This window comes from Xanthomonas sp. D-36-1 (assembly GCF_017746155.1).
Classification (GTDB): Bacteria; Pseudomonadota; Gammaproteobacteria; order Xanthomonadales; family Xanthomonadaceae; genus Xanthomonas; species Xanthomonas cissicola.
This window is the reverse complement of record NZ_JAGHWR010000035.1, coordinates 11,364-37,378: the sequence shown is the minus strand read 5'-3', so window position 1 is coordinate 37,378 and position 26,015 is coordinate 11,364. Positions and strand designations below refer to the sequence as shown.

Below are 26,015 nucleotides of genomic sequence, written 5' to 3'. Positions count from 1 at the left end.
CTCACGCTCCTGCGCGCGGTGCGCGCCGATACAGCGTGCGCCCGCACGGCTGGATCAGGTCGGCCGCGTGCAGGTAGTTCTCCGAGTGCCCGGTGTAGAGCAGGCCGTCGTCGCCCATGTGGCTGACCAGGCGCGACAGGATGCCGCGCTGAGTGGGCTTGTCGAAGTAGATCATCACGTTGCGGCAGAACAGTGCCGCATACGGACCGCCGACGTCGTAACGCGGCGCCAGCAGATTCAACTGGCGGTATTCGATGAGCTGGCGCAGCGCCGGAATGACCCGGCATTTGCCTTCATTGGGGCCGCTGCCGCGCTGGAAGTACTTGCGCTTGATCGCTGCATCGAGCGAGGCAACGCGATCGATGGCATAGACACCGCGCGATGCGGTTTCCAGCACCTGGGTGTCGACGTCGGTGGCGACGATGCTCACTGGCGGGGTCAGCGTGCCGAAGGCTTCGCAGGCGGTAATGGCGATGGAGTAGGGCTCCTCGCCGGTGGAGGCGGCGCACGACCAGATCTTCAATGGCGCCTGCGAGGCGCGCTTTTGCAGTTCTTCGCGCAGCTTGTCGAAATGGTGCGGCTCGCGGAAGAACGAGGTCAGGTTGGTGGTCAGCGCATTGGTGAATGCCTGCCATTCTTCCTCGTCGTTGCCGGCTTCGAGCTGGTCGAGGTAATCGCGGAACGAGCGCAGGCCGAGCACGCGCAGACGCCGCGACAGGCGGCCATACACCATGTCGCGCTTGGCCGGCGCCAATGCAATGCCCACACGCTGGTAGATCAGGTCGCAGACGCGCTTGAAGTCGCGGTCGCCGAAATCAAATTCGCGTGTGTCTGAAGCGGAAGTCGTAGTCGTCATATCCATACGCGTCGTGAGCTATAACTGGATATCGGCCACGGAGCCGCGCAACTGAAGCGCTAATGCGTGGATTGGACGCGGTTGTGTTCGCTACCTGGTCCGATGGGGACGGCGGCTGGTGATGGAATGCCAGAGAGCAAAGACGCCCCAATGGTGTGCTGCCGTATCGGACCCGCGAGGATCAGTGTCGGTGCCTTGCCTAAATGCACAACGCCCCGGCAATGCCGGGGCGTTGTGGGTGACAGCGGTGAATCAGAACTCTTGCCAGTTACCGTCGGCCAGCGCGGCCTGGGATGTGGCTGGCCGCGACGCGCTTGCGGCTGCGCGCGCTACCGGCCTGGCGGCGCTTTTCACTGCAACCGGGCGCGAGGCGATCGGGCGTACGCGTGCGCTCTGCGGCGCCTGCGCAGCCGAGTCGTCCAGCTTGAACACCGACACCGCTTCGGCCAGATGACCTGCCTGCTCTTCCATCGAGCGGGCGGCGGCAGTGGCTTCTTCCACCAGCGCAGCGTTCTGCTGGGTGGTTTCGTCCATCTGGGTGATGGTCTGATTGACCTGCTCGATCCCGGACGACTGCTCCTGCGAAGCGGCAGAGATCTCGCCCATGATGTCGGTCACGCGTTGCACGCTGGCCACGATGTCGGCCATGGTGGCGCCGGCCTTGCGCACCAGTGCCGAGCCTTCGGCCACCTTGTGTACGGAGTCGTCGATCAGGCCCTTGATCTCCTTCGCCGCGCCGGCCGAACGCTGTGCCAGCGTGCGCACTTCCGAGGCGACCACCGCAAAACCGCGGCCCTGTTCACCGGCGCGTGCCGCTTCCACAGCCGCGTTCAAGGCCAGGATATTGGTCTGGAACGCGATGCCATCAATGACGCTGATGATGTCGGCGATCTTCTTGGACGAGGCTTCGATGCCGGACATGGTGGTGACCACTTGCGACACCACTTCACCGCCTTGCGAGGCCACGCCGGTGGCGCCGATGGCAAGCTGGTTGGCCTGACGGGCGCTTTCGGCATTCTGCTTGACGGTGGAGGTGAGCTCCTCCATCGAGGCGGCGGTTTCTTCCAGATTGGCGGCCTGCTGCTCGGTACGGTGCGACAGGTCGCTGTTGCCGGAGGCGATTTCGCCGGCGGCCGAATTGATCGCAGTGGACGACATCTTGATGCGCCCGACGATGTCGGCCAGCTGCTCGGCGGTGGCATTTGCATCGTCGCGCATCTGCGCGAACACGCCGCTGAACTCGCCATGCATGCGCACGGTCAGGTCGCCACGCGACAGCGCCGACAGCGCCGACAGCAGGGTCGAGATCTGTTCCAGGCTGCCGGCATTGGCGTCCAGCAACCCGTTGAGCTGCTGCGCCAACTGCAGGAAGAAGCCCTGCTTGCCGTCGGTTTCCACACGCCCGCTCATGTCGCCGCTGGCGGCCGCACGCACGATGCGGGCCACTTCTTCTTCCACCTGCACTTCGATGGTGCGGTCGCGCCATTCGCAGACTTCGCCGCTGGTCTCGCCCTGTTCGTTCTTGATCGAGGTGACGGTCTGCGCCAGCACCACTTCGCCGAAACGCTCTTCGAAGCTGGTGACGCCATCGCGTTCCAGCGCGGCAATGGCCTTGCGCACGGTCGCATCCGACAAACCCAGGTAGCTGATGTGCTGACCGATGACCTTGCTTGCGTCGAACTCGGGCGATGCCAGGCGGATGCTGCTTTCGTACTGCGCCACGATCTTCTTGAAGGCGTCGTTGGCGTAGATCATCACGCGTTCGGGATCGGTGATGAAGGTGCCGGTCGAGGACTTGTCCAGCGCAGTGCGGATGCGCAGGTTTTCATCGGCAATTTCCTGGTCGCGTTCGATGCGTTCCTTCAGGTCGCGCTGCATGCGCTGCATGGAACGCATCAACTCGCCCACTTCGTCCTGGCCCTGCACGTTGATCTGGCCGTCCAGCTTGCCGCCGGCAATTTCGGTGGCCGTGGTGACAGCGCCGCGCATGCTCTTGACGATGGAGCGGGCGAACAGGAAAGCCAGGCCCAGGCCGCCGGCGATGCCGATCAACAGCACCACCAGGGTCAGCGTGACGGAGGTGGCGTGGACCTTTTCGGCCTTGGTCTTAGCAGCCTGCGCGAGCAGGTTGTCTTCAGCAATCAAGGCCGCCAGCGAATCCTTGGCCTTGTTGTGCAGGGTACGGGTTTCGCCGACGAAGGTGTCGATGGCGTCGTCGGGCAGATTCAGCTCCATCATTTCGTCGACGCTGGCATAGGAGGCCGACGCCTTCTTCCAGTCCGCCACGAACACGTCGAACAGCTTCTTCTGTTGCGGGCTTTCGATCAGGCGCGGGTAGCCCTTGATGGTGGCTTCGATCTCGCCATTGAGCCTCTTGGCGCGGACCTTGGCTTCCTGCTTGACCGAATCGCTGGCACGCACCAGGTTCTGGTAGGCCGCATTCCGGTATTCGCCGAGCATGCCGCGCAGATCGCCTGCCTCGCGCACGCTGGACATGGTGTTGCCGGCCAGGTCGCGGGTGACGTTATTGAGCGAGGCCAGACCCGAATAGGCGATGACGCCCTGGACGAGCATGATCAGCAGCACGATGCCGAACGCCAGCATCAGCTTGGGCATCAGTTTCAGATTGTTGATCCATTGCATTGACACGATTCCCCGTAGAAGTCAGTCCGCATAGCCGCAACAGCACATCGCCACGCGCAAGGGCGTGGCGATGTGCGAGGCGATTACTTGATGGTGGCAAGCTTCAGGCTGGCCGGGGAGCTGACTTCGATTTCGGCGCGCGAACTGTCGCGCTGGATCTTGCCGAGGACGCAGACGTCCTTGCCTTCGAGCGTTTCCGGGGCGAAGCTGAACTTGCCGCGGTTGGCACCGTCGATGCGTGCGGAGAAGGTGTGGCGCGGGAACATGCCGCCCATGTACAGGAAGGTAGGTTCGCCTTCCGAGCTCTGCGCGTACTTGGCCTTTTCGACCTTGCCGCACACCATGCCGTCCTTGCCGACGAAGCGCGTCGCCATTTCCGGCGGAATCATTTCCTGCGACTGAGCCGACAGCGTGGGAGCAACGATGACAAGAGCAGCGACGGGGAGGAGCGAGAGCAGGAACTTCATAGGGATTCTCCAGAAATCAAAAGTCGATCGGTGACCCGTTGTGTGGACGCGGGCTTCATTCAGCTATCGGCTAACCGCCGTTCAACTTGAATCCAGAAAACGTGATTTTTATCTCAGTTCTATCGCGTGGTGCGTCGCGTGTCGGGAGCTTCCTGACACGCGATCGTCGTAGATGCGGTCGCGCCAACGCGTTGCGGCCGCCGGAGCGGTGCAGCGGGTGCAGGATGGCGCCATGTACGCTGAGAAGCGGCTACCGAAACGGAGCGAATCAGCCAGCAGGTGGGCGCGGGCGGGGCGCAGAAGCCGGAGTGCACGTGTGCTACCTCAGGATTCTGAGCACCAGCGGCGCCTTCTGGCGGCGTGGCAATCGTTTGGTAGCCGCTCGTCGTACATGGCGGCTCCTGCATTCCTCTACACCTCTCCGGCGACCGCAGGCGAGGCGACACAGCCGTTTGAATCAGGCGGCTTCTTCGACCAGTTGCTGACCCAGCTCGGTGCTGTCCAGCAGGGTTTCGATATCCAGCAGGATCAACATGCGATCGTCCTGGGTGCCGATACCGGAGATGAAACGGGTGTCGACCGATGCACCGAATTCGGGGGTAGGCCGGATCTGGTCGTCGTTGAGCGGAATCACGTCGGACACGCTGTCCACGACGATGCCGACCACGCGGTCCTCGACGTTGAGCACGATCATCACGGTGAAAGCGTCGTAGCGCGCTTCTTTCAGGCGCAGCTTCAGGCGCAGGTCGATCACCGGCACGATGGTGCCGCGCAGGTTGATCACACCCTTGATGTAATCCGGCGCGTCGGGCAGACGGGTGACCGAATCGTAGCCGCGGATTTCCTGCACTTTCAGGATATCCACGCCGTAGTGTTCTTCGCCCAAAGCGAAGCTGAGGAATTCACCACCGGTGCCGGTGGCAGTGCTTTTATCGTTCATGGAAACTCCGGGCGTTGCGGCTAAGTGTCAGGTTGAGGCAGGACTGCGGCAGCAGGGACGGATGCGGGATGCCCTAGCAACATCGGCGGGGTAGGCGGCAACTTTAGGTGCCGGCCCCGCGTGGTACGCGAGGGTTCAGAACACGCCGCTCTTGCGCGCATTGCGCTGGCGGTCGACACGGAAAATGTAGCGCTGGATGGTTTCGTCGGCGCCGCGCGGTAGGTCGCTGAACTGCATGCCGATCCGGAAGCCTTCGCTGCCGTTGGGCAGGGTCTGCTTGTGCTGGCTGCACACCGTCAGCGGCAGCGTGATGGGGGCGGTGTCGGGCAATTGCAGGATGCAGTTGCGGTAGGTGCGTTGCGGTTCAAGCAACGGCATGCCGTCGGTGAGAGACACCGCCAGACCGCCGCTGCTGATGTCGATCACGCGCAGCTGCAGGTTGAACTCGTTTCCCTGCGCGGCTTCCTGGCGGATAGTGCAGACTGGCGAATCGGTGATCGGCGTTTCCAGTCGATACGATTCGCGCCGCTGCATGTGGTACATCGCGGCTGGCAGGTCGACGCGGAAGGCGACGTGGATGTCGCGCTCGATCCGCTCGGCCTTTTCCAGGCGGAAGCGGATGTTCACCCGTTCCAGCTGGGCGTAGCACAACAGGTATTTGGCGCCTTCGATGGCGCGGTTGGAGGCATCGTTATGGCTGCCGTCCAGGATCACGCAGTCGTCGTCTTCGTCCACTTCCAGCACGGCGGTGGGCACGGCCATGTCGCGGCCGGCCACATGCATGGTCACGATGGCGCGTTGGTCGAGCAGCTGGCGCAGCAATCCACGGATCTGCCGCTTGTTGCGCAGCAGGTAGCGCTCGTCACCTTCGGCGAGGTGATCAGCGTCGTGGTCCAGCTCTGAGGTATCGCCTTGGGACATGGGCACAAGCACAGTGGAAGCGGGAAGGCGCCTGGCGGGTTGTCCCGGCGTCGCCTTGATATCGGCGGCAACGCCAAATCTTTAAGGCGGCTGACGAAACGTGTATGCAGTGCTCCCGCGACGGCGTGCGGGCAAGGACCCGTCGCGTTGGTCGGTGTGCAGCGTCTCAGGCAACCAGCGGACCATGGGGGGCGGTCCGCCTTTTCCAGTAAGACCACCCGCCAACTGTCTGGTGCGGTGTCCTCGCCGATTGCCAGACCGTTGGCGGCATGGATGCCGCCATCGAGCCCGCAGGGACGGGTTCACGGCGTGTCCCGCGAGCGGCGAAGGCATCGCACCCGCGATGTCTTCGCGCTTGCTGCAGGGCCCTTGCCCGCCCACCATCGCAGGACACGCTGCAAGTACGTCCCTGTCAGCTCCGTGGCGGCATCCATGCCGCCAAGGGTCCCGCGACGGTGGGCGGGCAAGGGCCGGTCGCGTTGGTCGGTGTGCAGAGTTTTGAAACCAGCCAGCAACCGCCGACGAGGCGTCCCTCGCTCGTCAACAAACCACTGGCCAATTGTCTGGCGCGGTGCCTTGCCAATTGCGGGACCGTTGGCGGCATGGATGCCGCCATCGAGCCACCATGGACGGGTTCGCGGCGTGTCCCGCGAGCGGTGAGGGCACCGCGCACTCGACGCTGCGACGTTGCTGCAGGTCGTCGTGTTGCCGTCTCAGCTATAGGCGTGGCGTGCATTGGCCAGCAGGGTACTGAGGCGGTCCTGCGGCTCCAGGCGGAACACTGCGACCGCATCGACCAGCTGTGCGGCCTGGTCTTCCATCGAGCGTGCGGCGGCGGTGGCTTCTTCCACCAGCGCGGCGTTCTGCTGGGTGGTTTCGTCCATCTGGGTGACGGTCTGGTTGACCTGGGTGATGCCTGCGGCCTGTTCGCGCGAAGCGCTGGTGATTTCGCCCATGATGTCGGTGACGCGCTGCACCGAGGTCACCACCTGCTGCATGGTGCTGCCTGCTTCGGAAGCCAGTGCCGCGCCGTTGCCGATGCGGGTCACCGAGTCTTCGATCAGGTGCTTGATCTCCTTGGCCGCGCCGGCCGAGCGCTGTGCCAACGTGCGAACCTCCGAGGCCACGACGGCAAAACCACGGCCCTGTTCGCCGGCACGCGCCGCTTCCACCGCCGCGTTCAAGGCCAGGATATTGGTCTGGAAGGCGATGCCGTCGATGACGCTGATGATCTCGGCAATCTTTTTCGACGAGGCGTCGATATCGGCCATGGTGGTCACCACGCGGTTCACGACGTCGCCGCCCTTTGCCGCCACACCGGCAGCATCCAGCACCAGGCGATTGGCTTGGTCGGCGTTGTCGGCGTTCTGCTTGACGGTGGCGGTGAGTTCTTCCATGGAGGCTGCGGTTTCTTCCAACGCGGCCGCTTGCTGTTCGGTGCGACGCGACAGGTCGCCGTTGCCGGTGGCGATCTCGGTGGCGGCCGAATTGATCGTCAGCGAAGCGTCCTTGATGCGGCGCACGATACCGGCGAACTGGTCGGCGGTGGCATTGGCGTCGTCGCGGATCGTGGCGAATACGCCCTGCAGCGCGCCGTCCATGCGTGCGGTCAAATCGCCTTGCGACAGTGACGAGAGCAGGGCGGAGACGCGCGACAGGCCGTCGGCGTTGTTGTCCAGCAGCGTGTTGAGCTGTTGAGCCAGCAGCAACAGGAAGCCATGCTTGCCGCGCACGTCGATCCGTTCGCTGAGGTCGCCGGCGGCGGCGGCCTCCACCACGTGCGCGACTTCCTGTTCCACCTGCACTTCCTGGGTACGGTCGCTCCATTCGACCACATAGCCCATGCGCTCGCCGGTCGCAGCCACGACCGGGCTGACCACTTCCTGCACGATGCGGCCGCCGATTTCGATCTGTGCGGTGTGCGTGCTCTTGAGTTGATCCAGCAGGCGTGATTGCTCGGGATTGCGATGGAACTGGTCGATGCGGGTCGTGCTCAATGCCGTGGCATCGAAGTTGGGCAGATCGTCTCGCAGGACGTCCTGCATTTCCGACAGCATGCGCTGCAGCGGGCGATTGACGTAGATGATGCGGCGCTCGGCATCGGCGATCATCACATTGGTGCTGACGTCGTCCAAGGCGGTGCGCACGCGCAGTGCTTCGCTGGCGATCAGGTGGTCGCGTTCCAGGCGCGCGCGCAGGTCGTCGCGCATGGTGCGCGCGTTGAGCAGCAGGCGGCCGAGTTCGTCATGCCGGTCGATTTCGATCGGGTTGTCCAGGCGGCCGGCCGCCACGTCGCCGAGCACGCGTTCCACTGCCAGCAGCGGGCCGGTGACCATCTTGCGCGCGGCGATGAATACCACCGCGATGCACAGTGCCAGCACCACCAGCGAGAACAGCAGCATGCTGCCCATCAGTGCGTCCAGCGGACCGTCGATGGCACTGCGCGGCTGCGCGCCGATCACCGCCCACTGCCACGGCGCATAGCGCTGTGCGGTGACTTCGAACGCCTGGCTGGTGCCCTTGGCATCGCGCAGCTGCAGGTTGGCGCTGGGCTGCTTGCCGTCCAGCACTGCCTGCAACAGGGCCTGTTGTTCGGCCGGCACCAGTGCCGCCAGTGTGGCCGGGGTGCCCGGCGGGGCCGCGATGACCTGGCCCTGATGATCGCCCGGCGCCATGTCGACGATGACGAAATAGCCGTCCTGGCCCAGTTTGGTAGTGCTGACCTGGGCCTTGAGCGCGGCCAGGCCCTGGGTGTAGTTACGCCCGACGAACAGCGCACCAATGACCTCGCCGGCGGCATCGCGCAGCGGCTGGTAATGGGTCATGTACTGCTCGCCGAACAGCTGCGCCTGGCCGGTGAAGCTCTTGCCTTGCGACAGGGCGGCGTAGGCCTTGCCCTTGCGATCGAGCAGGGTGCCGATGACGCGTTCGTCCTGCTTGTTACGCAGCGAGGTGGTGATGCGCACGAAGTCGTCGCCGGTACGGGCGAAGATCGTGGCAACGCCGCCGGTCGCCTTGGCAAAGCGGTCCACGGCGTCGACATTGAGATTCAGTGCCTGCTTGCCGGCACGCAGCGACGGGGTGTTCTGTTGGCCGATGGTCACCGTGCTGGCGCTATCGAGTTCGCGCGCGCCGGCGGGGAGCATGTCGTCGAACACGCTGCCCAGACGCTGGGTGCCTTCGCTGAGGGTGACGTCGTACATCGCCACCGACTGCTGCATCAGCCGGGTGCTGGAACGCAGTTCGGCCTTGACCTGCGATTCGATATCGCCCGCGGACTGGCGATAGATGGTCAGGGCCAACAGCCCTAGCGAGGTGGCAATGACCAGCGTAAGCAATGCGGAGAGCCGCGTACCGACCGAGAGGCGGTTGAAGGAATGCATGAGGAATCGGCCTTGCCCGGGGGAGGGCGTTACGAATGCGTGAACTTGGTAGCGGCCGTTTATGCTGAAAATTGACTGTTACCGTTGAAATCAGCATAAAATTGGGCGTTCCATTCAGCATTCGATGGCTGAAAGCGGTTTCACACTGCACGTCTTGTTACTGGCAATTGTAAATTTCGAGTGAAATTAGGGTGCTCTTGAGTGTCTCGACGGGCCGCGTATGGCTGGCGAAAAGCACGCCTTGCTGCTGCCATCGGAGCACCATCTTGGGCAACCAGTGCGATGGCTGCATAGCCGTCGAGCGGTTGCGCCCTGGGCTTGGAATTGTCTCTCATGCCTCGGTTCCTACGCATCGCTCTGCCTGAAAATTGCGCATGCGGTTTATCGGTTGCCGCACAGGGAGGGCAGCACAAAAAAGGGCCGCTTCCCCTCGCAAGGGAAGCGGCCCACAAGATCTGCGGAGCGCGGATCAAAGGCTCTCGAAATGTGTGTGTGTGGCTGGACAACGGTGTTACGTGAAACGTGCATCGGCAGCCGCGACCGGGTGACGATGAGGACGGCGGCCGATTGCACCACAGGGACTAAGAGCAGCTAACAAACTACTGTGCAGCTGCCAGGCGGGCGCGGCCGGTGCTCGGAAACGGCATGTACCGCGCGTCACGCCGGCTCCTCCGCGCCGTCCGCACCCACCTGACGACTGCTCGCTACTTTTTGTTAGCCGCTCTAAAAACGATCCCGGTGTCTGTGCCGGTCGCCCACCGCTGCCGGCGACCGGTGCGCTCTGGCGCTGCGGCTTAAAACTCCTGCCAATTGACATCGCCAACGGTCGATGCGGTTGCACCGACCGCCACGCGCGGCGGTGTCGCCGCGGCCACGGCGACACGTGCAGCCGGGCGCGTTGCCGGCCGCTGGTGGCCCACTGCGCCGGCGATGGCCGATAACCTGCGCGCCACCGGCGCGTTCGCATCGACCTTGAAGACCGCCACCGCTTCGGTGAGTTGCTGTGCCTGTTCTTCCATCGCGCGCGCAGCGGCAGTGGCTTCTTCCACCAGGGCAGCGTTCTGTTGGGTGGCTTCATCCATCTGCGTGACGGTGAGGTTGACCTGTTCGATGCCGGCCGATTGTTCCTGCGACGCGGCGGAAATTTCGCCCATGATGTCGGTGACGCGCTGCACCGATGAGACGATTTCGGCCATGGTGCGGCCGGCCTGGTCCACCAGCAGCGAGCCGTCGGTGACGCGCTGCACCGAGTCGCCGATCAGATCCTTGATCTCCTTGGCGGCGGCCGCCGAACGCTGCGCCAGCGTGCGTACCTCACTGGCCACCACGGCAAAGCCGCGGCCCTGCTCGCCGGCACGCGCCGCTTCCACTGCGGCATTCAAGGCCAAGATGTTGGTCTGGAACGCGATGCCGTCGATGACGGTGATGATGTCGGCGATCTTCTTGGACGAGGCCTGGATGCCAGCCATGGTGTCGACGACCTTGCCGACGACCTCGCCACCTTGCGACGCGACGCTGGCCGCACCGATCGCCAGTTGATTGGCCTGGCGTGCACCTTCGGCATTCTGCTTCACGGTCGAGGTGAGCTCTTCCATCGAGGCCGCGGTTTCTTCCAGGTTGGCGGCCTGCTGTTCGGTACGCTGCGACAGGTCGTTGTTGCCGGCGGCAATTTCGCTGGCAGCCGCATTGATCGAGACGGCCGAGGTCTGGATGTGCCCGACGATACCGGCCAGTTGCGTGACCGTGGCATTGGCATCGTCGCGCATCTGCGCGAACACGCCCTGGAATTGTCCATCCATACGCGCAGTGAGATCGCCCGCAGCAATGGCCTGCAACATGCCCGACAACGCCTGCAGGCTGCCATCGGCAGTGGCCATCAGCTGGTTGAGGCTCTCGACCATAATGCGGAAGTCGTACTGGAACTGCGCTGCGTCGCCGCGTGCACTGAAGTCGCCGGCCGCAGCGGCCTGCGCCAGCTGCTTGATCTGCCGATTCATCGCGGCCAGGTTGTGTTTGACCTGCGCCATGGTCTGAGTGAGTTTGGCCTGTTCGCCGGGCAGGGCGTCCATGTCGTCGCTGAGGTCGCCGATCGCATAGCGGCCCATGATCTGCGCCAGGCGCGCGGTGACCTGGATGTGGCTGTCGACCAGTGCATTGGTGTCGCCGGCCATGCGGCCGTAGTCGCCCGGAAACGTGCCGGCATCCATGCGAAAGCTCACCTGGCCGGCATCGTGGCGCTTGGCCATGTCCAGCTGGGCGGTGATCAGGTTGCGCACCCGCGACTGCATCGTGTCCATGGCCTGCAACAGACGGCCGGTTTCGTCGCCGGCATCGCTATGCACGGCGTTATCGAGCTTGCCCTCGGCAATCGCTTCGGCGGCGCGGGTGGCGCGGCTGAGTGGCCGGGTGAGGCTGCGGGTGATCAGCAAGCCCAGCGTGCCGCTCAGCATTACCACCAGCAGCGAACCGCCGACCAGCAACTTGCGCGAATCGTCCATCGACTGCAGCGCCACTTCGGCTGCTTCGGAGGCGAGCTTGTCCTGAAGGGCAATGTTCTCGCCGATCTTGTCCTGCCATTTCTGCATCGCAGGTGCGGCCTGGGTGAGCATCAGCGGCAATGCTTCATCGCTGTGGCCAGACATCACCAGGTCGACGACCTTGTTGTTCAAGTCGCGCACGGGCTGCCCGAGGCGGTCGATCTCGGTACGGATGCCGATGCCCTGCGGCGAAGACGGAATGGCATACAGCGCATCGTGCGCCTTCGCGTAGTCGGCGCGTGCCTGCTTGATGGATGCGATGAATTTCAGATTGTCTTCGTTGCTGGTCGGCAACACGACGTTGCGTAGCTCCGCGGCGATGACGTAGTTGGCATTCATCATGTCGTTGGAGAGGCGGATCTTGGTCATGTTCTGGTGCACCAGGGCATCCACCAGCGCACGTGCAGAGGTCAGCCCGCGATAGCCGATGAAGGCGATGAACCCGGACAGTAGGATCAGCACGGTAAAGGCGGCAGCCAGGCGTGGCCCGACATTGAAGCGCAGCAAAAGAGAGGTCATGAAAATCGCTCGGCTTTAAAAGGTGGAATGCGGTTGCGCTGGCAGGCTGGGAAGATCCATTGCGCCCACTTTGCGTGTCGGCAAAGCAGCGTTATCGGCGCTGCCTGCAATCGATCGCGTGAGCCCTGACGCTTGATACAGCTGGTCTCGGCAATCGGCACGGCAGTCGTTCGCAACCGACTGCCGTGCGTGAGGCTGCCCTTGCGATCAGAACTCCTGCCAATCGCCCAGCTCTGCGGCCGATGTGGCGTTGCCCGCAGGACTGCGACGTGGCGACGCGGCCGCCGGGGTGACGCGTGCTGCCGGGCGTGGTGCGAAGCGGGCATTGGCCGGGGCGCTGGCAATGGCCGACAACCGACGCGCCAACGGTGCATGCGCAGCCACCTTGAAGACCGCCACCGCTTCGGTCAGCTGCTGCGCCTGTTCTTCCATCGCGCGTGCGGCGGCGGTGGCTTCTTCCACCAATGCGGCGTTCTGCTGGGTGGTTTCGTCCATCTGGGTCACGGTCTGGTTGACCTGCTCGATGCCCGCATACTGCTCCTGCGAGGCCGAGGAGATCTCGCCCATGATGTTGGTGACGCGCTGCACGCTGGCGACGATCTCGGCCATGGTGGTGCCGGCCTGATCGACCAGGGTGGCCCCTTGCGTGACCTTTTCCACCGAGTCGTCGATCAGGTGCTTGATCTCCTTGGCAGCACCGGCCGAACGCTGCGCCAGCGTGCGCACCTCGGAGGCGACCACCGCAAAACCGCGGCCCTGTTCGCCGGCACGCGCTGCTTCCACTGCCGCGTTCAAGGCCAGGATATTGGTCTGGAACGCGATGCCGTCGATGACGCTGATGATCTCGGCGATCTTCCTGGACGAGCCCTGGATGTCGGACATGGTGGTGACCACCTTCGCCACCACATCGCCGCCTTGCGAGGCGACCGCAGCGGCGCCGATGGCGAGCTGGTTGGCCTGGCTGGCATGTTCGGCATTCTGCTTGACGGTGGAGGTCAGCTCTTCCATCGAGGCCGCGGTTTCTTCCAGGTTGGCGGCCTGCTGTTCGGTGCGCTGCGACAGATCCTGGTTACCGGAGGCGATTTCGCCCGAGGCCAGACCGATCGCATCGGCTGCGATCTGGATGCGGCCGACGATGCTGGCCAGTTGTTCGGCAGTGGCATTGGCGTCGTCACGCATCTGCGCGAACACGCCCTGGTATTGCCCGCTCATGCGCGCAGTGAGGTCGCCGGCAGCGATCGACTGCAACAAGCCCGAGAGCGATTGCAGGTTGCCGTCTGCGGTGGCCATCAAGGTGTTGAGGCTTTCCACCATGATGCGGAAATCGAACTGGAACTGCTCGGCATTGCCGCGCGCGGTGAAGTCGCCATTGGCCGCAGCCTGCGCCAGCTGCTTGATCTCGGTGTTCATGGTCGACAGGTTGTGCTTGACCTGGTTCATCGCCGCGGTAATGGCCGCCTTCTCGCCGGGCAACTGCTGCATATCTTCGGAAAGGTCGCCGATGGCATAACGCTCGATCAGGTGGATGGTCTGCATCTTCACCTTGATGTGCGCGGCCACCAGCTCGTTGGTGTCATTGGCCATGCGCCCGAAATCGCCGGGGAATGCGCCGGCATCCATGCGGAAGCTGATCTGGCCTTCTTCATGGCGCTTGGCCATGCCCAGCTGTGCGGAAATCAGGTTGCGCAGCTGGCCCTGCATGCCGTCCATGGCGTGCAACAGGCGGCCGGTTTCGTCGTTGGAGTGCGTGCTGACGTCGTTGTCCAACTTGCCTTGGGCAATGGCTTCGGCGGCGCGGGTGGCGCGCGTCAGCGGAACCACCAGGCTGCGGGTGATCAGCCATGCGAGCACGCTGCTGATGAGCACCACCGCCAGGCCGCCACCGATCAACATGGCACGGCCGCGGGCCATCGCCGTGGTAGCCAGCGCATTGGCTTCCTGGGCGCGCTGGCGCTGCAGCGCCGAATATTCCAGCAGTTTGTCCTGCCATGCCTGCGTGGCCGGTGCGGCACGCTGCAACAGCAAGGGCAGGGCTTGGTCCGACTTGCCGGCAAGACCCAGGTCGATCACCCGTTGGTTGAGCGCGCGGGCCGCCTTGTTGTTCGCGTCGATGCTTTCACGCAGCGCCTGGGCCGCAGGCGTTGCCGAGAAGGTGTAGAGCTTGTCGCGTGCTTCCTTGTAGATGCTGCGCTGCTCTTCGATGATCGCGGCGAAGCGGCGATTTTCCGCATCGCTGGTCGGCAGCACGATATTGCGCAACTGCACGGCAATTACCGACACCGCGTTGTTCATTTCCTGCAGCCGCTGGACGATCACCATGTTGCGGTTGGTGAGCGTATCCAGGGTCTGGCGGGCCTGCGCCAGTGTGTACAGGCCAGCGACGACCAGCGCGCAGGACAGCAGGATCAGCGTGCCGAAGGCAAAGCCCAGGCGCTTGCCGACGTTGTAGCGTTGAAGAAGAGCAGTCATGTTGGGATCTCGAGAGCGATGGGCAGGAAAGGGGCAGTGCGCTAGGCGGCGAGGCGTACGGAGTGCGCGGATGGCGCCGAAGCGGGCGCGCGTCGAGCCGATCCATCGAGCGTTGCGACATCCAAGGTCGCAACGCCAGCGATTGCAGGGCAGGTACGCGTGCTTGAGGTTGGTAACGGCGCGCTGGCAGTGCTGCTGAACTCGCTAGGCCCCACGCGTATGGTTCGGCGTCACCGAGGTGAGCCTGGTGTGCACAACCGCCTGGAAAGGCCTGTCAGCAGGGGCATCCCGATGGCTCGGGAAGATCGCGTCTTCACTTCCTGCTCACGGTCCTGACAGCCGCTCAGGCACTTGGATACAGGACGGATGGCTTGGCGTGTAGTTGCATGTGCGCCATCGCGCAGGGCCGATCGATGCCGGCGCATTCGCAGGAGAGCTGCTGGTGGCACTGGGCCAAACGCGTGCGCGTTGGTGATGTGCAAACGCTACGCCGTTGCCTGACAGATGCAGGCAGCGGGGACTGATCAGGTGGGACGCGGGCGTGCGCGCAGCGTCCCAGGCAGACCTGCCGCCAGGCGTTGCCTCAGGCGGCGTGGCCCAGGCGGCTGCGCGCAGGCTCGGCCTGCAACTGGAACACCGAAACGGCATCGCGCAATTGCTGCGCCTGCTCTTCCATCGAACGGGCGGCGGCGGTGGCTTCTTCCACCAGCGCGGCGTTCTGCTGGGTGGCCTGATCCATCTGCGCGACGGTCTGGCCAACCTGTTCGATGCCTTGCGACTGCTGCTGCGAGGCCTCGCTGATCTCATGCATGATGGTGGTGACGTTCTGCACCGAATCGACGATGTCCTGCATGGTGCGACCGGCCTGGCCCACCAACTGGCTGCCGTGTTCGACCCGGCTGACCGAATCCTCGATCAGTTGCTTGATCTCCTTTGCCGCACCGGCCGAGCGTTGCGCCAGCGTGCGCACTTCACTGGCCACCACGGCAAAACCACGCCCTTGTTCGCCGGCACGTGCCGCTTCCACCGCCGCGTTCAAGGCGAGGATATTGGTCTGGAAGGCGATGCCGTCGATGACGCTGATGATGTCGGCGATCTTCTTGGACGCAGCCTGGATGCCGGCCATGGTGCCCACGACCTCACCCACCACCGCACCGCCTTGCGAGGCGACCGTGGCCGCACCAACCACCAACTGGTTTGCGCGGCGCGCATGCTCGGCGTTGTTGCGCACGGTGGAGGTGAGTTCTTCCATCGAGGCAGCGGTTTCTTCCAGATTGGCCGCTTGCTGTTCGGTGCGTTGCGACAAATCCTGATTGCCGGTGGCAATTTCGCCGGCGGCGTCGTTGATGGCATTGGTGGACTGCTGGATGCGCCCGACGATATTGGCCAGCTGGGTCACGGTGGTATTTGCATCGTCGCGCATGCGCGCGAACACGCCGTGGAAGTCGCCGTGCATGCGGGCGGTGAGGTCGCCTGCCGCGATCGCCTGCAATACCGTCGAGAGCGCCTGCAGATTCGCATCGGAGGTGGCCATCAATTGATTGAGGCTGTCCACCATCGCGCGGAAATCGTACTGGAAGCGCTGTGCATCGCCGCGCACGCTGAAATCGCCATTGGCTGCGGCCTGCGCGAGCAGCCTGATCTCGCTGTTCATCGCCGACAGGTTGGCCTTGACCGTATCCATGGTGTCGGTGAGCACGGCTTTTTCGCCGGGCAGACGGTCCATGTCCTGGCTCAGGTCGCCGATCGCGTAGCGCGACATGATCTGCGCAAGTTGCATCTTGACCGCGATGTGCGAGCCCACCAGCGCATTGGTGGCGCGCACCATGGTGGCGTAGGCACCGGGAAAACTGTCTGCCTGCATGCGGTAGCTGATCTGGCCGGCATCGTGGCGCTGCGCCATTTCGCTTTGCGCGCTGAGGACGCGCTGCAGCTGCCCTTGCATCTGGCGCATGGTGTCGAGCAATTGACCGGTTTCGTCGCGGCCGGCGGCACCGACCTGATCGTCCAGCTGGCCCTGCGCGATATTGGCGGCCACCGTCGCGGCGCGGCGCACATTGTGGGTCAGGCGCGACAAGGTGTACCAGCCCAGCGCGGCGATCAGCAGCGCCAGGACCGACAGGCCGGCGATCGCTTGCCACATCGCGTTGCGTGCGTCGACCAGGTGGCGCTCGGATTGCCGCTGCAGCGCCTGCAGGGAGACGTTGCTGAGTTCCCGCATGCTCTGGCCAAGCGCATCGAGTGCGGCATTCCATTGGGCGTCCGCCTTGGCATCGCTGCCGTCCAAGGCGGTACCCAGTGCGGCCAGTGCGGCGCGTGACTGTGTGGCTTCGACCTTGGCGGCATCGGCCAGCGCAGCGTCGGGCTGTTCCAACAGGCCCATCGCCTTGTCCAGCTCATGGCGGAAACGCACATGGTTTCGGGCAAGCTGATCGAGCTGCTCGCGCAGCTGTCGCCCGCCTGCGAGGGATCGCTGGCGGCGTCCAGACGGGTCAGCGATTCGGTGGTCTCGGGGCTGTAGATCAGCGTGGACACCACCAGGTGATAGCTTTCGATGTATGGGGTGTAGACCAGCTGGCTGTCGTCGCGCAATGCATCGAGCGCGGCAAAGGCCTGTTCGCTCACGGCGGCGTAGCCCTGCGCCGCGGCACCTGCAACGTGGCGCTGCTGCAGGGCCAGCAATTGCTTCTGGCTGCGTTCGAAGCCGGGAAGATTGGCCGTGGTGGCGAGCAGTTGGGTGAGATCGCGCTCGGCGCGCTGCGCGGCGTCTTTGGCGGCGCTGCCGCTATCGACGTGGGCTGCGTGCAGGTCGGTGATCAGGCCCAGCATTTGGCCAAGCGGCGCATAGCTGCGCAATTCGTTGCTGCTGATGGCGACGCTTTCGTTGAGCTTGCCGCGATAGAGCAGCACCGGAATGACCAGCCCCACCAACGCAAGCACGCCGATGATGCCGAGTTTCCTGGCGATGGCCAGGTCATCCCAACGGCTGGTCCAGCGGCGTGGCGAAGCTGGAACGGTCTGCGACGACAGCGTGGGTGAGGTGGTCATTGATGCGTCTCATGGATGTAAGCAGGCTATCGGCTAACGACGTGTACGCCTTTAGCGGGTCGGCAGCGCTGCCGACCAGTCCGGTTCAGTCAGGGCTGGCGACCTGTTCAGAACTCTTGCAGCTACTGTCGTTGCCGGGCGCAGCGACCACGGCGCGCAGCTTGGCGGCAGGAGCGCGGCCGGCTGCCACCGCCTTGGCCGCAAGCGCCGGCGTTGCTGCCGGGCGTGGTGATGCTGCACGCGATGCGTCGTTGCTGTCGGTCTTGAAGACCGCCACTGCCTCGGTCAATCCGAGCGCCTGTTCTTCCAGTGCACGGGCGGCGGCGGTGGCTTCTTCCACCAGCGCGGCGTTCTGCTGGGTGGTTTCGTCCATCTGGGTGACGGTCTGGTTGACCTGCTCGATGCCGGCCGACTGCTCCTGCGAGGCCGCGGAGATCTCGCCCATGATGTCGGTGACGCGCTGCACGCTGGACACGATCTCGGCCATGGTGGTGCCGGCGCTGTGCACCAGCAGCGAGCCTTCGGCCACCCGTTGCACCGAATCGTCGATCAGGCTCTTGATCTCCTTGGCCGCTGCGGTGGAGCGCTGCGCAAGCGTACGCACTTCGCTGGCCACCACGGCAAAGCCGCGGCCTTGTTCGCCGGCGCGCGCCGCTTCCACCGCGGCGTTGAGTGCCAGGATGTTGGTCTGGAACGAGATGCCATCGATGACGCTGATGATGTCGGCGATTTTCTTGGACGAAGACTCGATCCCGCTCATGGTCTCGACCACCTTGCTGGCAATCTCGCCGCCTTGCGAAGCGACGCGGGCGGCGCCGATGGCGAGCTGGTTGGCCTGGCGTGCGCTTTCGGCGTTCTGCTTGACGGTGGAGGTGAGCTCTTCCATCGAGGCCGCGGTCTCTTCCAGGTTGGCGGCCTGTTGTTCGGTGCGCTGCGACAGATCCTGGTTGCCGGCGGCGATTTCGCCGGTGGCCGCGCCGATGTTGCCGGCCGCGCCCTGGATCCGCAGCACGATGCGCGTGAGCTGTTCGGTGGTGGCGTTGGCGTCGTCGCGCATCTTGGCGAACACACCGTGGAAGTTGCCGTGCATGCGGGCGGTGAGATCGCCGGCGGCGATGGACTGCAACAGCGCCGACAAGGTGCCCAGGCTGGTGTCGCTGACCTCCATCATCGCGTTCAGGTCCTGCACCATGCGCAGGAAATCGTGCTCGAACCGCTGCGCATCGCCGCGTGCGCTGAAGTCGCCGGCAGCCGCCGCGCTGGCCAGGCGCTTGATCTCGGTATTGATCGCCAGCAGGCTGGCTTTGGCCGCATCCATCGATTCGTGCAGCACCGCGCGGCTGCCCGGCAGGCGCCGTGCATCGCGGCGCAGATCGCCGCGGGCGTATTCGTTGAGCACTTCGATGGCATCGACGATGGCGTCCAGGTGCTCGAACATCATGGTGTTGATGCCCTTGCTCAAGTCGCCGTACACGCCGGGGAAGTCCTGCGGCATGCGGTGGCCGATGTCCTTGTCGGCGTGCAGCTCGATCATCCGCGTGGTTTCGCTGGAGAAACGTTGCAACTGCGTCTGCATCTTGGCCATGGCGCTGAGCAGCCGGCCGGGCTCGTCGGTGGCGGTGGTGTGCACATCGCTGTCCAGGCGGCCCTCGGCGATGGCCTCGGCGGCACGGGTGGCGCGGTTCAAGGGCTGGGTCAGGCTGCGGGTGATCAGCCAGGCCAGCAGGCCGCTGATCACGATGACCGCAATGCCGCCGGCGATCAGCAACGCCCGGCCATAGTCCATGGCGGTATTGGCATCGTCATAAGCGGCGGCGCCACGGCTGCGCTGGCGCGCAGCGTACGCATCGAGTGCGGCCTGCCATTGTTGGTTCGCCGGTACCGCCTGCTGCATCAACACCTTGAGTGCCTCATCGGGCTTGTAGTTCAAGCCCAGGTCCATGACCTGCTGATTGGCGATACGCGCTTTTTCGCGCGCAATATCAATCTGTCGACGCATCTCCGCGCCGGCAGCGTTGGACGGCGGGCGGGCGTAGAGCTTTTCGCGGTTCTGGTTGTAGTTCTGCCGCTGTTCCTCGATCACCTTGGCAAAACCGAGGTTTTCTTCCTGCGTGGTCGGCAGCACGATGTTGCGCAGATTGATCGCAATAGCTGCACTGGCGCTGCGCATCTCGCCGACATATTCGAGGATCGCCATATTGTGTTTGACGATCGACTCCATACGCCCGCGCGCTTGCGCCAGGGTCATCAGGCCAGCGGCCACCAGGCCGCAGGAGAGCAGGATCAGAAAGCCAAATGCGGCCGAAAGGCGGGTGCCGACGTTATAGCGTTGGAGAAAGCCGATCATGAAACATACCTGCTGGGAAGGAGGAGAAGGAGGCGGTTCGAGGCAACGGCGGCGGCCTCACGATCACGGTCGGCATCCGCTGCAAGCTAGGACGGCTGCATGACGCCCGGCGCTGGCACTGGTAGCCCGCGTCGGCTCCGTCCCGATTGCAGGGCAGGTAGCGGCGACCCGGTCGTATACTTGAGCTCGCTATTTAGCGTTTGTTATAGCTGGCATCATTCACGGAAGCGGGCAGCGACGTTTGCCGATGCAAGGCCATGCCGGGTGAGGTGCCGCGGCGATGAACGCGCGTGCGCAGGGAAGGGCGCCCGACGTGCATGCCGGTCGTGGCGCCAGTGCCGGCACGCGGCTGGCGTTCCGGTTGGTCTCGGAAAGCGACTGATCAGAAAGTGCGCGCGCTAGCCGACGCCTGCCGGCGGCATCGGCTGCAGGCGAGTGTCGCCTTGGCGGTTCGACGTGATCCAGGCGCAGCAGTCTGGCCCATCGCCAGCGGGGCCCGTCAATGCAATGAGGGCCCGATCTAGCACATGCGGTTGCATGTGCGCGATCGGGCCCTGCGTGTTCCAACGACGGATGTGTGGAGCGGTTGCCTGGCGCAGATGGCGTCGGTGAGCATTCTCACCGACGCCAGTGCGTGTTGGTCAGAACTCCTGCCAGCTGGTCTCGACGGTCGTCGATGCAGCGACCGCGCGTGGCTTGGCAGCTGCGGTGCCGGCGATCGAGGTCAGCTTGGCGCGCACGGCGGGCGCGGCCTTGGCGACCGATGCCGTGCGGACAGTGCTGGCGGTGCCTTGTTCGGTCTTGAAGACCGCCACGGCCTCGGTCAATCCGACCGCCTGTTCTTCCAGCGAGCGCGCGGCGGCGGTGGCTTCTTCCACCAGCGCGGCGTTCTGTTGGGTGGTTTCGTCCATCTGGGTGACGGTCTGGTTGACCTGTTCGATGCCGGCCGACTGTTCCTGCGAGGCCGCGGAGATCTCGCCCATGATGTCGGTGACGCGCTGCACGCTGGTCACCAGCTCGCTCATGGTCCTGCCTGCGGTATTGACCAGCACCGAACCGGCGGCCACACGTTCGACCGAGTCGGCGATCAGGTCCTTGATCTCCTTGGCGGCGCCGGAAGAGCGCTGGGCCAGCGTGCGCACTTCAGAAGCCACCACGGCGAAGCCGCGGCCTTGCTCGCCGGCACGCGCCGCTTCCACCGCGGCGTTCAAGGCCAGGATATTGGTCTGAAAGGCGATGCCGTCGATGACGGAGATGATGTCGGCGATCTTCTTCGACGAGGCTTCGATGCCGGCCATGGTCTCGACCACTTGGCCTGCGATCTCGCCGCCCTGCGTGGCCACGCTGGCCGCGCCGATGGCGAGCTGGCTGGCCTGGCGTGCGCTTTCGGCGTTCTGCTTGACGGTGGAGGTGAGCTCTTCCATCGAGGCGGCAGTTTCTTCCAGGCTGGCGGCCTGCTGTTCGGTGCGCTGCGACAGATCGCTGTTGCCGGCAGCGATTTCGCTGGCCGCGCCCTTGATCGAGATGGCCGACGCCTTGATGCCGGTGACGATCTCGGCCAGCTGCACGGCGGTGGCATTGGCATCGTCGCGCATCTGCGCAAACACGCCGTGGAACTCGCCACTCATGCGCGCGGTGAGGTCGCCGGCGGCGATCGCCTGCAACAAGCCCGAGAGCGACTGCAGGTTGCCGTCGGCGGTGGCCATCAAGGTGTTGAGGCTTTCCACCATCACGCGGAAGTCGTGCTGGAAGTTTTCGGCATCGCCGCGGGCGCTGAAGTCGCCATTGGCGGCGCATTGGGAAAGATGCTTGATGGCGTGATTGACCGAAGACAAGTCGCCCTTGACCTTGGCCATGGTGTCGCTGAGCACGGCCTTGTCGCCGGGCAGGGCTTCCATGTCTTCGCGCAGGTCGCCGACCGCGTATTGGCCCATGATCTGCGCCAGCCGCATCATCACTGCCACATGCGAGGCAGCCAGGTCGTTGTTGCCGCGCACGATGGTGGCGTAGTCGCCAGGAAACGCTGCTTCGTCCAGGCGGAAGTTCAGCTCGCCCTGATCGTGCCGGCGTTTCATTTCCTGCTGGCCGTGCAAGACCTTCTGCAACTGCTGCTGCATCTTGCTCATGCTGGAGAGCAGGCGACCGGTTTCATCGGTGCCGCTGCTGTCCACGCTGACCGACAGATTGCCAGCGGCGATGGAATCGGCCACGTGCGAGGCGGTGCCCAGGCGATTGACCAGGCGACGACGGATCAACCCGCCGCTGACCAGCGCCGCCAGCACGGCGATGCCGCTGCCGATGATCATCGACCAACGGCTGCTGGCCTTTGCGGCCTTCAATGTCGCGCTGCGCTTGACCAGCAATTGGTTTTCCTGCGCTTCGAAGTCGACCAGCTGCTGACGGATCTGGCCCATCGCCGCCCGTTCATGGCCGGCCTTGAACTGCGTCAGCAAGGCGGACAGATCGGTATCGCTACTCTTGCCACGCAGCGCGATCAGGTTGTCCTCAAAGCCCATGAACTGCTCATACGCCGCATGCAGGCGCTGCAGGCGTTCCTGCTGCACCGGGTTGTCGGCGGTCAACGTCTTGGCGTTGGCGAATTCCTGTTCGAACTGCACCTTGCCGTTGTTGTACGGCGTGAGATGCTGGTCCTGCCCGGATAGCAAGAAGCCGCGCGCGCCAGTTTCGATGTTGACCGTGGCAATGGACATGGCGCGGCCGGTGCCGATGACCTGATAGGTGTGGTCATTCATGGCCACCGCGTCCGACAGCTGGGACTGCCCACGTAGCCCCACCGTTGCGACGATCAAGAGCACAAGAACAACTGTGCCGAAGCCCAGTGCCAGTTGTGTCGAAAGACTTAGCTGTTTCATCGAATGTGCCTTGAGCTGGTAACAATCTGAGTTGTGTGAGCCATCCGTTCGGCCCCCCGTCATCGGCCGTTGGTGGCGCGGTGTAGTGAGGCGTTTTTCGCGCTCGCATGCGTGCCTCATTGCTGAGATAGCTAGCGGCGCAACCACTCTCAACTGAAGGGTTTCGTCACACATCCATCACGCAAGTTGGATGGCATTTATGTTCGAAAAAACCGGGCTCTACCGATGCAGGCTGCTGGTGCTCGCGACTTGGGGCTGCTCAAGCGCGCCCAGGGCCGCGCGGGGCGCCAATGCAGGCTTTGCCATGGCAATGACAGCGTTCGCGCGCGTGCGCAAGACGTCGCTGCCACGCTGCAGGGTCGGGCGTGATGCCCGCCGATGCGCCTCGTGCCAGAAGCGCCGCCCATAAAAAAAGACACCGCGCTCGCTAGCGAACGCGGTGTCCAGGTGCAGTCTTTGGGCCGACATTAGAACTCGGCCCAATTGGATGCCTCGGATGCGACCGACGCAACGGTGGGGCGTGCTGTCGGGCGTGCGAGGTGCGGCTTGATCGTCGGCTTGTTGACCGCAGCCGGACGCTTGGCGGCAATCTGGCGCACCGCCGGCGTGGTGCGGGTCACCGCTTCGGCGTCGGCCGATAGCCGGAACAGCGCCACCGCTTCGGTCAGTTGCTGGGCCTGTTCTTCCATTGCGCGTGCCGCGGCGGTGGCTTCTTCCACCAGGGCGGCGTTCTGCTGGGTGGTTTCGTCCATGCTGGTCACGGTCTGGTTGACCTGCTCGATCCCGGCCGACTGCTCCTGCGAGGCGGCAGAAATCTCGCTCATGATGTCGGTGACGCGCTGCACGCTGGCCACGATCTCGCCCATGGTGGTGCCGGCGCTGTGCACCAGTACCGAGCCTTCGGCCACCCGCTGCACCGAGTCGTCGATCAGGTCCTTGATCTCCTTGGCCGCGCCCGAAGAGCGCTGTGCCAGCGTGCGCACTTCCGAGGCGACCACCGCAAAGCCGCGGCCCTGTTCACCGGCGCGTGCCGCTTCCACAGCCGCGTTCAAGGCCAGGATGTTGGTCTGGAAGGCGATGCCGTCGATGACGCTGATGATTTCGGCGATCTTCTTGGACGAGGCTTCGATGCCGCTCATGGTGCCGACCACCTTGCTGACGATCTCGCCGCCCTGCGAGGCCACGCTGGCCGCGCCGATGGCGAGCTGGTTGGCCTGGCGCGCGCTTTCTGCGTTCTGCTTGACGGTGGAGGTGAGCTCTTCCATCGAGGCAGCGGTTTCTTCCAGGTTGGCGGCCTGCTGTTCGGTGCGCTGCGACAGGTCCTGATTGCCGGCGGCGATTTCGCTTGCCGCACCCCTGATCGACGTGGCAGAGGCCTTGATGCCGCTGACGATCTCGGCCAGCTGGGTGGCGGTGGCATTGGCATCGTCGCGCATCTGCGCAAACACGCCGTGGAACTCGCCACTCATGCGTGCGGTGAGGTCGCCGGCAGCGATCGACTGCAACAAGCCAGAGAGCGATTGCAGATTGCCGTCGGCGGTGGCCATCAAGGTGTTGAGGCTTTCCACCATCACGCGGAAGTCGTACTGGAAACGCTCGGCATCGCCGCGGGCACTGAAGTCGCCATTGGCCGCCGATGTCGCCAGGTGCTTGATTTCGGTATTCATCGCCGACAGGTTGAATTTGACCTGCGCCATGGTGTCGGTGAGCACGGCCTTTTCGCCGGGCAGCTTGTCCATATCCTCGCTGAGATCGCCAATGGCGTAGCGGCCCATGATCTGCGCAAGCTTCAATTTCACCGCGATATGCGATGCGACCAGATTGTTGGTATCGGTGGCCATGCGGCCGTAGTCGCCTGGGAACGCATCGGCATCGATGCGGTAGCTGATCTGGCCTTCATCATGGCGCCGGGCCATGTCGGTCTGGGCGCTGAGCAGATTGCGCAACTGTTGTTGCATCTTGCTCATCGCCTTGAGCAGGCGCCCGGCCTCGTCGTTGAACTGGGTGTCGACGTCGTTATCCAGCTGGCCGCCGGCGATGGATTCGGCAGCGCGGGTCGCACGGCTCAACGGCTGGGTCAGGCTGCGGGTGATCAGCAGGCCCAGGGCGCCGCTCAGCAGCACGACCAGCAGCGAGCCGCCGATCAGCAACTTGCGCGACTCGTCCATGGACTGCAGCGCAGCAGCAGAGGCGTCGCCGGCCAGCTTGTTCTGCAACGCGATGTTTTCTGCGATCTTGTCCTGCCACTGCTGCATCGCCGGTGCAGCCTTGGTCAGCAGCAAGGGCAGGGCGTCGTCGCTGTGGCCAGTCATCACCAGCTCGATGACCTTGTCGTTCAAGCCCTTGACGATTTCTCGGCGGCGATCGATTTCTGCACGAATTTCCCTGCCTTCTTCCGAGGGCGGGGTCGCGTACAGGGCCTCGCGTGCCTTGACGTAGTCTGCACGGGCATTCTTGATGTTTTCGATAAACTTGAGATTGTCCTCGTTGGAGGTCGGCAACACGACATTGCGAATCTGCGTGGCAATGACGGAGTTGGCATTCATCATGGTGTTGGACAGGCGGATTTTCACCATGTTCTGATTAACCAGGTGATCCACCAGCGCACGCGACGCGCTCAGGCCACGATAGCCGATAAACGCAATCAGCCCCGACAGCACGATCAGAACGGCGAAGGCGGCGGCCAGTCGTGGGCCGACGTTATAAAGTTGGAGAAGCTTAGTCATGGCTGGTTCCTTGAAAGCGTTGAGCAGCGGGAAGAGCGATACGCTGACGGCAGCGATACTCGCCTGACCTGTCGCTATGTGCTGTAACGGCGCCCACGTATATTCTCTGAATACCTCGATATCGAAAAAAATATAACTCAATTTAGGCTTGTGAAATAATCCGATGGTTTATTGAATCGAGGTCATCAAGATATTCAATGGATAATGCGGGCTCTACTGATCATTCGTTTTATACATTTATTAAATGTATCCGGATAACCCATTTTGTCGTGCCGATGGGTTTATT

General features: G+C 63.9%; 11 protein-coding genes, 2 other RNA genes and 2 pseudogenes. 1 reads left to right on the top strand and 14 read right to left on the bottom strand.

Features of this window, described 5'->3' with window-relative positions; all coding sequences use genetic code 11:
- Nucleotide 1 precedes the first annotated feature (1 nt).
- From J7367_RS11285 to J7367_RS11255, 7 genes are all read right to left on the bottom strand, one after another.
- Nucleotides 2-862 carry a CheR family methyltransferase gene (locus tag J7367_RS11285; protein ID WP_005914920.1) on the bottom strand — a complete coding sequence of 287 codons (861 nt, stop codon included), beginning with the start codon at nt 860-862 and terminating at the stop codon, nt 2-4.
- Between the two features lie 246 nt (nt 863-1,108).
- A complete protein-coding gene (locus tag J7367_RS11280; protein WP_057660010.1) occupies nt 1,109-3,499 on the bottom strand; it encodes a methyl-accepting chemotaxis protein in 2,391 nt (796 codons plus the stop codon).
- An 83-nt stretch (nt 3,500-3,582) separates the two neighbouring features.
- A complete protein-coding gene (locus J7367_RS11275; RefSeq protein WP_003486337.1) occupies nt 3,583-3,966 on the bottom strand; it encodes a hypothetical protein in 384 nt (127 codons plus the stop codon).
- 248 nt (nt 3,967-4,214) lie between these two features.
- Nucleotides 4,215-4,291: non-coding RNA, sX9 sRNA (locus J7367_RS11270), on the bottom strand.
- 132 nt (nt 4,292-4,423) lie between these two features.
- The gene (locus J7367_RS11265; RefSeq protein ID WP_003486339.1) at nt 4,424-4,906 is read right to left on the bottom strand and encodes a chemotaxis protein CheW; all 483 of its coding nucleotides are present in this window, start codon (nt 4,904-4,906) and stop codon (nt 4,424-4,426) included.
- Between the two features lie 135 nt (nt 4,907-5,041).
- A complete protein-coding gene (locus tag J7367_RS11260) occupies nt 5,042-5,827 on the bottom strand; it encodes a flagellar brake protein (protein WP_007963584.1) in 786 nt (261 codons plus the stop codon).
- Nucleotides 5,828-6,540: 713 nt separating this feature from the next.
- Nucleotides 6,541-9,210, bottom strand: a complete 2,670-nt coding sequence (locus J7367_RS11255; protein ID WP_057660008.1) for a Cache 3/Cache 2 fusion domain-containing protein — start codon at nt 9,208-9,210, stop codon at nt 6,541-6,543.
- A 645-nt stretch (nt 9,211-9,855) separates the two neighbouring features.
- Between J7367_RS11255 and J7367_RS11250 the strand changes: the two genes are divergently transcribed.
- A non-coding RNA gene (locus J7367_RS11250) (sX9 sRNA) lies at nt 9,856-9,930 on the top strand.
- Between the two features lie 74 nt (nt 9,931-10,004).
- On the opposite strand, the gene J7367_RS11245 is transcribed toward J7367_RS11250, so the two are convergent.
- The 7 genes and pseudogenes from J7367_RS11245 to J7367_RS11215 all read right to left on the bottom strand — a co-directional run bounded on the left by J7367_RS11245 (nt 10,005) and on the right by J7367_RS11215 (nt 25,729).
- On the bottom strand, nt 10,005-12,266 hold the full coding sequence (locus J7367_RS11245) for a methyl-accepting chemotaxis protein (RefSeq protein ID WP_057660005.1): 2,262 nt from the start codon (nt 12,264-12,266) through the stop codon (nt 10,005-10,007).
- Between the two features lie 207 nt (nt 12,267-12,473).
- Nucleotides 12,474-14,735 (bottom strand): methyl-accepting chemotaxis protein, encoded by a 2,262-nt coding sequence (locus J7367_RS11240; protein ID WP_057660003.1) that lies wholly within the window; start codon nt 14,733-14,735, stop codon nt 12,474-12,476.
- A gap of 583 nt (nt 14,736-15,318) precedes the next feature.
- Nucleotides 15,319-17,783 (bottom strand): annotated as a pseudogene (locus J7367_RS11235) (methyl-accepting chemotaxis protein).
- A gap of 85 nt (nt 17,784-17,868) precedes the next feature.
- Complete coding sequence (locus J7367_RS11230; RefSeq protein ID WP_057660002.1) at nt 17,869-20,130, bottom strand: methyl-accepting chemotaxis protein; 2,262 nt, start codon at nt 20,128-20,130, stop codon at nt 17,869-17,871.
- A gap of 193 nt (nt 20,131-20,323) precedes the next feature.
- Nucleotides 20,324-20,591, bottom strand: a pseudogene (locus tag J7367_RS11225) (hypothetical protein).
- A gap of 180 nt (nt 20,592-20,771) precedes the next feature.
- Nucleotides 20,772-22,883: a methyl-accepting chemotaxis protein gene (locus tag J7367_RS11220; protein WP_057660072.1), complete on the bottom strand. Its 2,112-nt coding sequence runs from the start codon at nt 22,881-22,883 to the stop codon at nt 20,772-20,774.
- A gap of 587 nt (nt 22,884-23,470) precedes the next feature.
- On the bottom strand, nt 23,471-25,729 hold the full coding sequence (locus J7367_RS11215) for a methyl-accepting chemotaxis protein (RefSeq protein ID WP_057659999.1): 2,259 nt from the start codon (nt 25,727-25,729) through the stop codon (nt 23,471-23,473).
- Nucleotides 25,730-26,015: the final 286 nt, after the last annotated feature.

What these genes read in the sequence shown, in the direction of transcription:
- J7367_RS11285 (WP_005914920.1), bottom strand. Translation starts at nt 862, where the DNA reads ATGGATATGACGACTACGACTTCCGCTTCAGACACACGCGAATTTGAT.
- J7367_RS11280 (WP_057660010.1), bottom strand. Translation starts at nt 3,499, where the DNA reads ATGCAATGGATCAACAATCTGAAACTGATGCCCAAGCTGATGCTGGCG.
- J7367_RS11275 (WP_003486337.1), bottom strand. Translation starts at nt 3,966, where the DNA reads ATGAAGTTCCTGCTCTCGCTCCTCCCCGTCGCTGCTCTTGTCATCGTT.
- J7367_RS11265 (WP_003486339.1), bottom strand. Translation starts at nt 4,906, where the DNA reads ATGAACGATAAAAGCACTGCCACCGGCACCGGTGGTGAATTCCTCAGC.
- J7367_RS11260 (WP_007963584.1), bottom strand. Translation starts at nt 5,827, where the DNA reads ATGTCCCAAGGCGATACCTCAGAGCTGGACCACGACGCTGATCACCTC.
- J7367_RS11255 (WP_057660008.1), bottom strand. Translation starts at nt 9,210, where the DNA reads ATGCATTCCTTCAACCGCCTCTCGGTCGGTACGCGGCTCTCCGCATTG.
- J7367_RS11245 (WP_057660005.1), bottom strand. Translation starts at nt 12,266, where the DNA reads ATGACCTCTCTTTTGCTGCGCTTCAATGTCGGGCCACGCCTGGCTGCC.
- J7367_RS11240 (WP_057660003.1), bottom strand. Translation starts at nt 14,735, where the DNA reads ATGACTGCTCTTCTTCAACGCTACAACGTCGGCAAGCGCCTGGGCTTT.
- J7367_RS11230 (WP_057660002.1), bottom strand. Translation starts at nt 20,130, where the DNA reads ATGATCGGCTTTCTCCAACGCTATAACGTCGGCACCCGCCTTTCGGCC.
- J7367_RS11220 (WP_057660072.1), bottom strand. Translation starts at nt 22,883, where the DNA reads ATGAATGACCACACCTATCAGGTCATCGGCACCGGCCGCGCCATGTCC.
- J7367_RS11215 (WP_057659999.1), bottom strand. Translation starts at nt 25,729, where the DNA reads ATGACTAAGCTTCTCCAACTTTATAACGTCGGCCCACGACTGGCCGCC.